The 12,010-nt window shown below is 64.5% G+C and carries 13 protein-coding genes and 2 tRNA genes; 4 read left to right on the top strand and 11 right to left on the bottom strand.

Features of this window, described 5'->3' with window-relative positions; genetic code table 11:
- Positions 1-3 precede the first annotated feature (3 nt).
- Positions 4-933, top strand: coding sequence for an 8-oxo-(d)GTP phosphatase MutT1 (gene mutT1, locus ACWW36_RS18570; protein WP_456137446.1), 930 nt, complete (start codon positions 4-6; stop codon positions 931-933).
- A 223-nt stretch (positions 934-1,156) separates the two neighbouring features.
- Here mutT1 and ACWW36_RS18565 read toward each other — a convergent pair whose 3' ends face one another.
- The 3 genes from ACWW36_RS18565 to leuC form a co-directional block, all read right to left on the bottom strand.
- Positions 1,157-1,780 (bottom strand): HU family DNA-binding protein, encoded by a 624-nt coding sequence (locus ACWW36_RS18565; protein WP_456137445.1) that lies wholly within the window; start codon positions 1,778-1,780, stop codon positions 1,157-1,159.
- 192 nt (positions 1,781-1,972) lie between these two features.
- Positions 1,973-2,566: a 3-isopropylmalate dehydratase small subunit gene (leuD, locus tag ACWW36_RS18560; RefSeq protein ID WP_456137444.1), complete on the bottom strand. Its 594-nt coding sequence runs from the start codon at positions 2,564-2,566 to the stop codon at positions 1,973-1,975.
- 12 nt (positions 2,567-2,578) lie between these two features.
- On the bottom strand, positions 2,579-3,991 hold the full coding sequence (gene leuC, locus ACWW36_RS18555) for a 3-isopropylmalate dehydratase large subunit (protein ID WP_456137443.1): 1,413 nt from the start codon (positions 3,989-3,991) through the stop codon (positions 2,579-2,581).
- Positions 3,992-4,030: 39 nt separating this feature from the next.
- On the opposite strand from leuC, the gene ACWW36_RS18550 reads away from it, so the two are divergent.
- On the top strand, positions 4,031-4,732 hold the full coding sequence (locus ACWW36_RS18550) for an IclR family transcriptional regulator (RefSeq protein WP_456137442.1): 702 nt from the start codon (positions 4,031-4,033) through the stop codon (positions 4,730-4,732).
- A 9-nt stretch (positions 4,733-4,741) separates the two neighbouring features.
- On the opposite strand, the gene ACWW36_RS18545 is transcribed toward ACWW36_RS18550, so the two are convergent.
- The 6 genes from ACWW36_RS18545 to ACWW36_RS18520 form a co-directional block, all read right to left on the bottom strand.
- The gene (locus ACWW36_RS18545) at positions 4,742-5,935 is read right to left on the bottom strand and encodes a sensor histidine kinase (RefSeq protein ID WP_456137441.1); all 1,194 of its coding nucleotides are present in this window, start codon (positions 5,933-5,935) and stop codon (positions 4,742-4,744) included.
- 59 nt (positions 5,936-5,994) lie between these two features.
- On the bottom strand, positions 5,995-6,672 hold the full coding sequence (locus ACWW36_RS18540; RefSeq protein WP_456137440.1) for a response regulator transcription factor: 678 nt from the start codon (positions 6,670-6,672) through the stop codon (positions 5,995-5,997).
- A gap of 86 nt (positions 6,673-6,758) precedes the next feature.
- Positions 6,759-6,831 (bottom strand) — tRNA-Glu (locus ACWW36_RS18535).
- A 57-nt stretch (positions 6,832-6,888) separates the two neighbouring features.
- Positions 6,889-6,960: transfer RNA gene (locus ACWW36_RS18530), tRNA-Gln, on the bottom strand.
- Between the two features lie 118 nt (positions 6,961-7,078).
- Entirely contained in the window at positions 7,079-8,554 is a 1,476-nt protein-coding gene (gene gltX, locus ACWW36_RS18525) for a glutamate--tRNA ligase (protein ID WP_456137439.1), read from the bottom strand.
- A complete protein-coding gene (locus ACWW36_RS18520; protein WP_456137438.1) occupies positions 8,551-9,339 on the bottom strand; it encodes a fumarylacetoacetate hydrolase family protein in 789 nt (262 codons plus the stop codon). Before ACWW36_RS18520 ends, gltX begins: the two co-directional genes overlap by 4 nt.
- A 103-nt stretch (positions 9,340-9,442) precedes the next feature.
- On the opposite strand from ACWW36_RS18520, the gene ACWW36_RS18515 reads away from it, so the two are divergent.
- Positions 9,443-10,624 (top strand): MFS transporter, encoded by a 1,182-nt coding sequence (locus ACWW36_RS18515; protein WP_456137437.1) that lies wholly within the window; start codon positions 9,443-9,445, stop codon positions 10,622-10,624.
- Here ACWW36_RS18515 and ACWW36_RS18510 read toward each other — a convergent pair.
- Positions 10,621-11,058 (bottom strand): MarR family winged helix-turn-helix transcriptional regulator, encoded by a 438-nt coding sequence (locus tag ACWW36_RS18510; protein ID WP_456137436.1) that lies wholly within the window; start codon positions 11,056-11,058, stop codon positions 10,621-10,623. The two genes, ACWW36_RS18515 and ACWW36_RS18510, sit on opposite strands and share 4 nt — an antisense overlap.
- 58 nt (positions 11,059-11,116) lie before the next feature.
- On the opposite strand from ACWW36_RS18510, the gene ACWW36_RS18505 reads away from it, so the two are divergent.
- A complete protein-coding gene (locus tag ACWW36_RS18505) occupies positions 11,117-11,443 on the top strand; it encodes an antibiotic biosynthesis monooxygenase (protein WP_456137435.1) in 327 nt (108 codons plus the stop codon).
- Here ACWW36_RS18505 and ACWW36_RS18500 read toward each other — a convergent pair.
- Entirely contained in the window at positions 11,440-11,955 is a 516-nt protein-coding gene (locus ACWW36_RS18500; protein WP_456142547.1) for a hypothetical protein, read from the bottom strand. The genes ACWW36_RS18505 and ACWW36_RS18500 overlap by 4 nt on opposite strands.
- Positions 11,956-12,010: the final 55 nt, after the last annotated feature.

The following is a 12,010-nucleotide window of genomic DNA, read 5'->3' as shown; positions in this document are numbered from 1 at the left end:
GAGGTGCCGAAGGAGCTTTCGCCGGTCGCAGTCCCGGTGAGCAAGGCGATTCTCGCAGCCGGCGCGGTCCTGTGGCGGCCCAACGGTGACTCCGCCACGCCTGAAGTGGCGATCATCCACCGTCCGCGCTACGACGATTGGTCACTACCGAAGGGCAAGGTCGACCCCGGCGAGACCGAACCGGTGGCCGCTGTGCGCGAAGTTCACGAAGAGACCGGGTACACGTCGCACCTCGCCCGACGACTCGCCGCGGTCAGCTACCCGATCCCGCAGGGCAGGAAAAAAGTGCGGTACTGGGTCGCCCGCCAAGTCGACGGTGAGTTCTCACCGAACGCCGAAGTGGACGAGATCAAATGGCTGCCCGTCGCCGACGCGATGAAACAACTGGTCTACCCACACGATCGAAAAGTGTTGCGCCGCTTCGCTAAACAACCTGCCGATACCCAGACCGTGTTGATTGTGCGGCATGGTACGGCCGGCAGCAAATCGCGTTACAAGGGCGACGACCGAAAGCGTCCGCTGGACAAGCACGGCCGCGCACAGGCCGAGTCGCTCGTCGGTGTCTTGCTGGCGTTCGGCGCGCAAAAGCTGTACGCCGCCGACCGGGTGCGCTGCCGTCAGACACTCGAACCACTTGCCGAGGAACTGGGCGTGACCATCGATGACGAGCCGACGCTGACCGAGGAAGCGTATTCGGACAACCGCAAGGCCGCCCGCAATCGGGTGCTCGAAATCGCCGCCGCCGGCGGCACACCCGTGATCTGCACTCAGGGGAGAGTGATTCCCGACCTGATCGCGTGGTGGTGCGAGCGCGACGGCGTGCGACCTGACAAGTCGCGCAACCGCAAGGGCAGCACCTGGGTGATGTCGTTGTCCGACGGGCGGTTGATTGCCGCAGACCACATCGGCAGCCCGCTGGCCGTCAAGAAGTAGAGCCGACGCGTATTTCGTCAGGCACGTCGTGCATGACTGGGATGAATTTAAAGTCTTCGAGACTTATTGCGAAACGTGCGGCGCGCCATGGCCGCCGAGACCAAGCTTGGTGATTCCGACGCAACGCCCAGCCTCGGTCGTGGAGCCCGAAGCGGCCTAGAAGATCTCACGACGCACAGACACGCCGCGGGTCGCATTGACCCACGGCGTGTCCGATGCCGAATTAGCGGCGACCGCGCTTGGCCGGAGCCTTGCGGGCCGGGGCCTTACGAGCAGTCTTCTTGGCGACAGCCTTCTTGACGGCCGCCTTCTTCACGGCCTTCTTGGCAGCCGTGCGCTTCACAGCCTTCTTGGCAGCACTGCGCTTCACAGCCTTCTTGGCAGCACTACGCTTCACAGCCTTCTTGACGGCCGCCTTCTTCACGGCCTTCTTGACGGCCGCCTTCTTCACGGCCTTCTTGGCAGCCGTGCGCTTCACGGCCTTCTTGACAGCCGCGCGCTTCACGGCCTTGCGGGCGGTTCCCGCCGTCACGCCACGTTTCACTGCTGGTCCTTCCGCCGGGAGGCGCTGTGCCCCAGAGACAACCGCTTTGAATTGAGCGCCGGGCCGAAACGCCGGCACGGAGGTGGGCTTAACTTTCACCGTCTCGCCGGTGCGCGGATTACGCGCGACACGGGCTGCACGACGGCGCTGCTCGAAAACGCCGAAACCTGTAATGGTGACGCTGTCACCCTTGTGAACCGCACGCACGATGGTGTCGACGACGTTCTCCACCGCTGCAGTCGCTTGCCGACGATCCGAGCCCAATTTCTCCGTGAGTACGTCGATGAGCTCCGCTTTGTTCATGCAAAACCTCCGAAACCAGTGGTCCTCTTTGGACCGACTAGAGGACACGGTAAACCCATTGCCCACTGATTTCCAAGAGCCACGCGCAATTTCGTGCGAATCTAGCGAACTTTCTTGCCCCCCTTGGTCTCCAGTCGGGGGTGCCAAGAACGGGGTGCAACGGCGGCAATTTCGGCTTGCCGCGACCTTTAGTCAGGCCGGCAGTGTGCGCGGTTTCCAGTCCGGCCGGCTCGCTTCATAGGACTCGATCTCATCGAGTTTTCGCAGCGTAAGGCCTATATCGTCGAGTCCTTCGAGCAGCCGCCATGCGGTGTAATCGTCAATGTTGAACGGCACCATGACCGTTCCCGCGACGATATTCCGATCTTGAAGATTCACAGTGATTTCCATGCCGGGATGCTGCTCGATGAGCTTCCAGAGCAGTTCCACATCATCTTGCGCGACTTCGGCCGCCAAGAGTCCCGCCTTGCCGGCATTGCCGCGAAAAATGTCGGCGAAACGGGACGAGATAACGACCCTGAAGCCGAAGTCCATCAGTGCCCACACGGCATGCTCGCGCGATGAACCGGTGCCGAAATCGGGGCCGGCGACCAATACCGAACCTTTGTCGAATGGCGGCTGATTGAGAATGAATGACGGGTCATTGCGCCACGCCGCGAACAATCCGTCCTCGAAACCTGTTCGGGTGACCCGCTTCAAGTAGACCGCAGGAATGATTTGGTCGGTGTCGACATTCGACCGCCGCAGCGGCACGCCGATGCCGGTGTGAGTGCGAAATGCTTCCATGACGAGCTCCTCTTAGTCAGTCAGGTCAGCCGGAGATGACAACGTGCCGCGCACAGCGGTGGCCGCGGCGACCGCCGGCGACACCAAATGCGTGCGGCCACCCTTGCCCTGGCGGCCCTCGAAGTTGCGATTGGACGTCGACGCGCAGCGTTGGCCCGGCGACAACTGGTCGGGATTCATGCCCAGACACATCGAGCAGCCGGCCTGCCGCCACTCCGCGCCCGCTGCGACGAAGACCTCACCGAGGCCTTCGGATTCGGCCTGTGCACGCACCCGCATCGAGCCGGGCACGATCAGCACCCGCACACCGTCGGCAACCTTGCGCCCGCGCAGCACGTCGGCGACCACCCGCAGATCCTCGATCCTGCCGTTGGTGCACGAGCCGACGAACACGGTGTCGACGGGAATGTCTCGCATCGCTGTTCCTGGCCGAAGATCCATGTACGCCAACGCTTTTTCGGCCGCCTGACGTTCGGCGTCGTCGAACATCAGTTCCGGGTCGGGCACCGAATCCGACAGCGCAACACCTTGCCCCGGATTGGTGCCCCACGTGACGAACGGGCTCAGCGTCGACGCGTCGATGTACACCTCGGTGTCGAACTCTGCTCCTTCGTCTGTGCGCAGCCGGCGCCATGCCGCGACCGCCTCGTCCCATTGCGCGCCCTGCGGTGCGTGCGGTCGACCCCGCAGGAATTCGAACGTAGTTTCGTCGGGCGCCACCATGCCGGCGCGCGCTCCGGCCTCGATGCTCATGTTGCAGATCGTCATCCGGCCTTCCATCGACAGCGATTCGATGGCGCTGCCGCGGTATTCGATGACGTGTCCCTGTCCCCCGCCGGTGCCGATCTTCGCGATCACCGTGAGGATGATGTCTTTCGCACTCACGCCCGGTGGCAGCTGACCGTCGACATTGACCGCCATCGTCTTGAACGGGCGCAGCGGCAGCGTCTGCGTCGCGAGCACGTGCTCGACTTCCGACGTACCGATGCCCATCGCGATCGCGCCGAACGCGCCGTGCGTCGAGGTGTGACTGTCGCCGCACACGACCGTCATGCCGGGTTGAGTCAAACCGAGCTGCGGACCGATGATGTGCACGATGCCCTGCTCGGCGTCGCCCATCGGGTGCAGCCGGATGCCGAACTCTTCGCAGTTGCGGCGAAGCGTCTCGACTTGAGTGCGCGAGATCGGATCGGCGATCGGCTTGTCGATGTCGATCGTCGGCACGTTGTGATCCTCGGTGGCGATCGTGAGATCGGGTCGCCGAACCGTGCGCCCGGCTAGACGCAACCCATCGAAAGCCTGCGGACTGGTGACCTCGTGCACGAGATGCAGATCGATGTAGATCAGATCGGGCTCGGTGGAACCGCCGTGGACAACGACGTGGTCGGCCCACACTTTCTCGGCCATGGTGCGTGGCGTGGTCATACTTGACTATCTCACAATCTGGGACGCTAGTATCTCCTTGTGAGACAGGATAGCGGTATAGGCGTGCTCGACAAAGCGGTGGGTGTGCTCCACGCGGTTGCCGACTCGCCATGCGGGCTGGCCGAACTCTGCGAGCGCACCGGTCTGCCCCGCGCCACCGCGCATCGGCTGGCCGCGGGCCTGGAAGTCCATCGACTGCTGACCCGCAACGGCGACGGCCGCTGGCGGCTCGGCCCAGCGCTGACCGAATTGGCCGGGCAGGTCAACGATCCGCTGCTGGCCGCCGGCGCGGTTGTACTACCGCGACTGCGGGAGATCACGGGCGAGAGCGTGCAGCTGTACCGCCGCGAAGGTACGTGGCGAATCTGCATCGCCGCGCTGGAACCACCTGCGGGACTTCGCGACACCGTGCCGGTGGGCGCGCGTCTGCCGATGACGGCCGGCTCGGGCGCCAAGGTGCTGCTCGCTTACGCCGACGCTGCGACACAACAAGCGGTGCTGCCTGCGGCGAAGTTCACCGACCGCGCACTGGCCGAGGTGCGTAAACGTGGATGGGCACAAAGCGCCGCCGAGCGCGAACCAGGAGTGGCCAGCGTTTCGGCGCCGGTTCGCGACGCACGCGGGACGGTGATCGCCGCCGTGTCGGTGTCAGGACCGATCGATCGCATGGGCCGGCGGCCAGGCGCCCGCTGGGCTGCTGATCTGTTGGCGGCTGCCGATGCATTGACGCGCAGGCTCTGACAATCCCTTTCAACGTCCTGCGGGCCCGGCCGCGGGCAGCGCCAGGGTAAACGTCGCCCCCTGACCCAGCGCCGACGCGACCGTGATCTCGCCACCGTGCGCGTGAGCGATTTCACGGACGAGTGCCAACCCGATTCCGTGCGGCGCGCGGTCGGGCCGGCCGGTGTGGTCGACGCCGTGCGAGAAGCGGTCGAACAGGGTGGACATCGTCTCGGGATCAATGCCCGTTCCGTCGTCAGTGACGATGACATTCACCGTCCGGCCGTCGAGGCAGACCCGCAATGTGATTGTGCCGCCGTGATGCTCATGCGCCAGCGCGTTATCGACAAGCGCGGTCAGCGCCCGGCGCAACGCGGCCGTGGAGCCAAGGACTTCGAACGCTGAGCCGTCAGCCTCGTCGCACTCGCAATGTATTGAAACGCCCAATGATTCGGCGTAGGGCGTCATGCTGTCACGCACCGTTGCGGCGAGCGATGCCACGTCGACGCGATCTGGCGACGCGGTGTTCGATGTCATCGAGGCCGATGCGAGCAGATCGTCGACGATGTCGCCGAGCACCCGTGTGTCGGCCACCAACGCCTCAGCGTCGCGGTGCAACTCATCGGTGTCGCCGCGGCCTGCATGATGAGCCAGCAGTTGGGCCCGTGTGTGCAAGATTGTCAGCGGCGCCCGCAGTTCGTGGGACGCGTCAGCGACGAACCGGCGTTGCAGTGCCAGCGCTTGAGCCAGCGGTCGCACAGAACGCCGGGTGAAGAGGACCACCACGGCGATCGAAGCCAAAATACCGGCCAGTTCGGCTAATCCAAGAGCCATCAGTAACCGATTGCGTCCCGCGCGGTAGGGCCGAAGATCGAGCAGCGCCACCACCCTTCCCTCCGCACGGTCGACCACCAGAGCACGCAGCTCCTCTCCACCGGCGTTGACGTCGGCGAAACCCGTTGGACCGGAAAGCAAAGGGACCCCCGGTTGGCCCCCGTCACTCGTCGATACCGTGCCGTTGTTCTCGCGCAGGACCAACTCCATACCCGGCGGCGGATCATTGACATCGTCGGCAGTCGCGGCGACAGTCTCCAGCTGGGTATTGATTTGGCGATCCTGCACGCGGACGTCGACGGCGAACACCACCGCGCCGACCACGAGCAGTACGGCGGCCAATGCGAGTGACGCCTGGATCGCCGCGATTCGCCCAGCCCGTTTGACCACTGTCAGGTCGCTCGGCGGGGCCGATGGCTCGCGGCGGTGGACGCGGCCGCGTCTGGTCTTCACTCGAGACCGAACCGGTAGCCGGTCCGATGCACGGTGCGCACCACCTGCTTGCCGAGTTTTCGCCGCAGGTAGTGCACGTAGGAGTCCACCGCGCCGGGGGTCTCCGCCCCGTCGAATACCGAATCGAGCAGCTGTCCGCGCGTGAACACCCTGCGTGGCGCCCTCATCAGCGTCGCCAGGAGCGTGGCTTCACGTTCGGATAGTTCCACCTCTCCAGCCGGAGTGGCGCCGGTGACTCGTCGAGTCACCATGTCCAGCCGCAACCCTCCGGCGGACACGGTTGTTGTGGCGCTATCCGTTCGTCGCAGCAGCGCCCGAACCCTTGCGAGAAGTTCGGGCACCTCGAACGGTTTGACCAAGTAGTCCTGGGCGCCGGCGTCGAGTCCCTCGACACGATCGGCGACAGAGCCGCGCGCCGTCAGGATCAGCGCCGGTGTGGTGACGCCACGAGACCGGAGCAACGCGATCAATTCAGAGCCGTCCATGACGGGCAAGCCGCGGTCCACTATCAGAGCGTCATACGCACCGACGAGTCCCCGATGCAACGCTTGCTGTGCGTCATACGCGGCGTCGACACGGTAGCCCTGCTCGGTGAAGAGGTCGGCAAGCATCGCACTCAGGGCACGGTCGTCCTCGACTAGCAGAAGAGTGGCATCCGCGACCGGTATGGCCATTCAGCGAGACTGCCACGCGTCAAAGAAAAAAGCTGTGAACCAAAACAGGTTCACAGCTATGCGGATGTCCTGCGACATCACGTTTGTAGCCCCGATGGGATTCGAACCCACGCTACCGCCGTGAGAGGGCGGCGTCCTAGGCCGCTAGACGACGGGGCCAGAACCGAGTTGTCAGCATAACGCACGCAATAAAGCCGGCCTAATCGGCTGCAAGAGCTGGGGTACCAGGACTCGAACCTAGAATGGCTGAACCAGAATCAGCTGTGTTGCCAATTACACCATACCCCATTGGCTGCCTATAACCGCTGGTCATAGACCTTTTCTGACCCTCTCAAGCGGTCGGATACCTCCGCCGCCTGTTGTATCGGGCCGACGTGCAGACTACCAAATATTTAAACGCGCCTTTTCACGCCTCGGCCGCCGCGGCTGCCGCATAGTCTCGTCCGGCCCGCAGCCGCGCCATGCTGCGGTCACGGCCCAACAGCTCCAGTGACTCGAACAGAGGCGGGCTGATCGACGCGCCGGTGGCCGCCACCCGGATCGGACCGAACGCCTTGCGCGGCTTGAGCGCCAAGTTCTCCAACAACGCAACCTTGAGGGCTATTTCGATCTTCGTCGTCGTCCACTCCCCGACATCTTCCAGCGCGGTGAGTGCGGCGTCGATGACCGGGGCGGCGTCAGCGCGCAGCTCCTTGGCGGCGGACTTCTCGTCGAGGACGAACTCGCTGTCGTTGAGGAACTTCAGCAGGTCCCAGGCGTCGCCGAGGACGACGATGCGCGTCTGCACCAGTCGTGCCGCCTCGGCGAATTGTGTGTAGTCCAGGCCGGTGTCGTATCCGTGCGCGGCGAAATACTCGCGCAGCCGATGGGTGAATTCGTCCTCGCCGAGCAGCCGGATGTGTTCGGCATTGAGCGCATCGGCCTTCTTCTGGTCGAAGCGCGCCGGATTGGAGTTGACGTCGACAACGTCGAATGCGGCCACCATCTCGTCGAGACTGAACACGTCGCGATCCTCGGCGATGCCCCAGCCGAGTAGCGCCAGGTAGTTCAGCAGGCCTTCGGGGATGAAGCCGCGCTCGCGATGCAGGAACAGGTTGGACTGCGGGTCACGTTTGGACAGTTTCTTGTTGCCGTCGCCGAGAACGCTTGGCAGGTGAGCGAACTCCGGTACGCGCTCGGCCACTCCGAGGCGGATCAGCGCTTGGTACAGCGCGATCTGGCGCGACGTCGACGGCAGCAGGTCTTCGCCCCGCAACACGTGGGTGATCTTCATCAGCGCGTCGTCGACCGGATTGACCAAGGTGTACAACGGTTCTCCGTTGCCGCGCGTCAGGGCGAAGTCCGGCACGGTCCCTGCCGGGAAGGTGGTTTCACCGCGCACCAGGTCACGCCAGCTGATGTCCTCGTCGGGCATTTTCAGTCGCACGACGGCGCGTCTGCCCTCGGCACGGTACCCGGCACGCTGCTCGTCGGTCAGGTGCCGATCGAAATTGTCGTAGCCCAGCTTCGGGTTTCGGCCTGCGGCCAGATGCCGGGCCTCGACTTCCTCGGGCGTGGAAAACGATTCGTAAGCCTCGCCGCTCTCGAGCAGGCGGGCGATCACGTCCCGGTAGGTGTCGAGCCGTTGCGATTGACGGTAAGGGCCGTAGGGCCCACCGACTTCCGGGCCCTCATCCCAGTCGAGCCCCAGCCAGCGCAGCGCGTCGAGCAGGGCCAGGTAGCTCTCCTCTGAGTCGCGGGCTGAGTCGGTGTCCTCGATGCGGAACACGAATGTCCCGCCGGTGTGGCGGGCGTAGGCCCAGTTGAACAACGCGGTCCGGATCAAGCCGACATGCGGTGTCCCCGTTGGCGACGGACAGAATCGGACACGTACGGTCGTCATGACTTTCCTTTGCGGACAACAGGATTGCTCAACGTACCGATTCCCTCGACGGTGATGCTCACGGTGTCACCGTGTTCGATGGGGCCGACGCCCTCGGGTGTGCCGGTCAAGATCAGATCGCCGGGCAGCAGCGTCATCACCCCCGAGATCCACTCGACGATTGCGCCGATGTCGTGAATCATCAGCGACGTCCGGCTGTGCTGTTTGATCTCCCCGTTGACCTCGGTGCGGATGTCGAGATCAGACGGATCGAGATCGGTGACGATCCACGGGCCGATCGGGCAGAAGGTGTCGTAGCCCTTGGCTCGCGTCCACTGGCCGTCTTTCTTCTGCTGATCGCGCGCGGTGACGTCATTGCCGATCGTGTAGCCGAGGATGTTCTCCGACGCTCTGCTCGCTGGAACGTCCTTGCAGGGCCGGCCGATCACGGCCGCAAGCTCGCCCTCGAAATGGACCGGATTGGCATCGGCAGGCATCTGGATCGGCACGTTGGGCCCGATGATCGCGGTGTTGGGTTTCATGAATATCACCGGATCGGGAAAGGATCCGCCGCCCATCTCCTCGACGTGCGCGGCGTAGTTCTTGCCGATGCAGACCACCTTGGTGGCCAAGATCGGCGCCAACAGCCGCACGTCCGCCAGCGGCCACTGCCTGCCCGTGAAGTTGGGCGTGCCGAATGGATGTTCGGCGATTTCCCGTGCAATCGCCTCGGTTGGATCATCGGAAGGTCCTTCGATGCTGACGAAGGCAACCCCATCGGGGCTCGCGATTCGGCCAAGGCGCATGATCTCACCCTAGTGGCCGGGGCCGTGGCGGCGCGAGCCGCTCCTATCTCAGGATATGAGAATCTAGTTCAGCATGATGAGACGTCCGTGCGACGATGACCGCGTGTCCGTCGAATCGATCAGCACCGCGCGACGCTGGTCGATGTTGGTGATCGCGCTCGCGACGACGACATGCGCAAACGTGTTCATCAATGGCGCGGCGTTTCTCATTCCAACACTGCACACCCAGCGCGGGCTGGGCCTGGCCCAGGCCGGCCTGATGTCAGCGATGCCGAGCTTCGGTTTGGTGATCGCCCTCATCGCGTGGGGTTACGTGGTGGACCGCGTGGGTGAGCGGTTCGTCCTGGCACTGGGATCCGCCCTGATAGCCGCGGCGGCGTTCGCAGCGGCTTCGGTGACCTCCCTGTTCGCGATCGGGGCATTCCTGTTGCTCGGCGGGATCGCCGCGGCAAGCAGCAACTCGGCCAGCGGACGGCTGGTGGTCGGTTGGTTCCCGCCCGACCAGCGTGGCCTGGTGATGGGTATCCGTCAGACCGCGACGCCGCTCGGAGTTGGCCTGGGCGCCTTGGTTATTCCGCGCTTGGCCGAAAGTCACGGGGTTGCGGTGGCGCTGTTGTTCCCCGGTGTTCTCTGCGCGGTATCGGCGGTCATCTGCGCGCTGGGTGTGCTCGACCCCCCTCGCCCGCCGCGCTCCGATGCTCCCGAGGTACAGCTGGCCAACCCGTACCGCGGATCGGCACTGCTGTGGCGCATCCACGCCGTATCCGTGCTTCTGGTGGTTCCGCAGGCCATGTTGTGGACGTTCGCGTTGGTATGGCTGATGATCGACCGCGGGTGGTCGGCCGCGGCGGCGGGCGCGATGGTCACGATCGCCCAGGTGATCGGCGCGGTCGGCCGCATCGCCGCCGGGCGCTGGTCCGATGTCATCGGCTCGCGGTTGCGACCCATCCGGTCGATCGCGCTGGCCGCCGCCGTTGCGATGGGGCTGCTGGCACTCACCGATGTGTTGGGCTCCCCCATCAGCGTCGCGGTGATGGTGATCGCATCGGTGATCACGGTGTCGGACAACGGCTTAGCGTTCACCGCGATCGCTGAGATCGCTGGTCCGTTCTGGAGCGGACGCGCGCTGGGAACGCAGAACACCAGCCAACACCTGGCCGCAGCCGTCTCCGCACCGCTGTTCGGCGCATTCATCGGGATCGCCGGCTATCCCGCGGCCTTCGCGGTGTGTGCACTGTTTCCGCTCGTTGCCATGCCGGTCGTCCCCGTCGAGACGGAGTCTTAGAGCCCGGTCTCGAGGTTCTCGGCGCACCGGGTCAGAGATGCGGCGAGTTGACGCCGCGCTGCGGGCGACAGTCCGTCGGTCATCGCCGACTCCACACCTGTCACCGACGCATGGGCCGCGGCGAGCCGTTTCTTGCCTGCCGACGTCAACTCAAGCGAACGGGCACGACCCTGCGGTGGCCGGTTTGCGTCTCTGACGAACCCCGCAGACCGCAGCGCGGACAGCAAGTCCTGCAGCGATTGCCGGGTGACAAAACACAGCCGCGACAATTCGGACGCCGAGGCATCGGGATGGTCAGCGAGGGCGCGAAGGACGGCGTATTGGGCCATTGACAAGCCGGTCGGGCGCAACGCCGCGTCACATCGACGCCGAAGAGATTGCTGCACCCGCTTGACCAAATAGCCCACGGCTTCTTCGGTCTCGGATCGCTCCATGACAGGAACCTTACATCAATGCTATCGTTGGTGTCAGGAACCTGACAAGGAGGTAAAGATGACCGTTATCAAGCAGCATGCCGACTACGCCACGCTGATAAACGTCTTCACGGTCGAACCGGACCGAGCGGCCGAGTTGGCTGCGCTACTGGATGCCGCGACCGACGAGGTCATGCGGCACCAGCCGGGCTTCAGGTCGGCGAACATCCACCTCAGCACCGATCGCACGCGCGTGGTGAATTACGCGCAGTGGGACAGCGCGGAGGACTACCAGTCGATGCTGGCCAACCCGGTGACACAGCCGCACATGGCGCAGGCCGCCGCATTAGCCGTCAGTTTCGATCCGCACCTGTACACGGTGGAATCGGTGCACGAACGCCGTTAGGCACTCGGCTGTCGCGGCAGCACCAGCAACGCGGCCGCCATGAAGCACAACGCACCGATGAATGTGCCGAGATTCGCGAGCAAGGCGTCCTCGGTCACGCCTGTCTTCGTCACAAACGCGCCGAGTGCGGACACCCCGAACGCGACGCAACCGACCAGGTTGATCCACTCAGCCTGCCAGTCACGGGATTTCAGCTCGAACATCCCGACGGCGGCCGTCACCGCAACGATGCCGAGGACCCCGCTCACAAGAAACGCCAGGGATCCCGTCGCGTCCGGCGCCCACACCAGGCGCCGCTCCGGCTTGACCGCATGCGCCCACAGTGCGGCGCCCGTGCTGATGTTGAACAGGATCGTCCCCGCGAATTGTGCGGCCGCCGAGAGCCATCCGATCCGCAGCGCGGGGCCGGACAACGCCAATTGCATCCATCCTGCGGTGGTAAAGAACCAGGATCCGATGAAACACAACAGGTTGGCCAGCCCGGCACCCGCAATTGCCGACGACCCGGGCATGGTGGCGATCGCGAAAAACAGCGACCCGATTGCGAACAGCCAACACTGCCGACGA

This window comes from Mycobacterium sp. MMS18-G62, from assembly GCF_053877835.1.
Note: the sequence above shows the minus strand (reverse complement) of the source record. Positions and strands in the feature narration are given on the sequence as shown.

Bases quoted from the DNA above. Each gene is read 5' to 3' on its own strand.
- leuD (WP_456137444.1), bottom strand. From the start codon at position 2,566: ATGGAAGCATTTCGCACTCACACCGGCATCGGCGTGCCGCTGCGGCGG.
- ACWW36_RS18520 (WP_456137438.1), bottom strand. From the start codon at position 9,339: ATGCGCCTTGGCCGAATCGCGAGCCCCGATGGGGTTGCCTTCGTCAGC.
- leuC (WP_456137443.1), bottom strand. From the start codon at position 3,991: ATGACCACGCCACGCACCATGGCCGAGAAAGTGTGGGCCGACCACGTC.
- ACWW36_RS18500 (WP_456142547.1), bottom strand. From the start codon at position 11,955: ATGCCCGGGTCGTCGGCAATTGCGGGTGCCGGGCTGGCCAACCTGTTG.
- ACWW36_RS18565 (WP_456137445.1), bottom strand. From the start codon at position 1,780: ATGAACAAAGCGGAGCTCATCGACGTACTCACGGAGAAATTGGGCTCG.
- gltX (WP_456137439.1), bottom strand. From the start codon at position 8,554: ATGACGACCGTACGTGTCCGATTCTGTCCGTCGCCAACGGGGACACCG.
- ACWW36_RS18510 (WP_456137436.1), bottom strand. From the start codon at position 11,058: ATGGAGCGATCCGAGACCGAAGAAGCCGTGGGCTATTTGGTCAAGCGG.
- ACWW36_RS18505 (WP_456137435.1), top strand. From the start codon at position 11,117: ATGACCGTTATCAAGCAGCATGCCGACTACGCCACGCTGATAAACGTC.
- ACWW36_RS18540 (WP_456137440.1), bottom strand. From the start codon at position 6,672: ATGGCCATACCGGTCGCGGATGCCACTCTTCTGCTAGTCGAGGACGAC.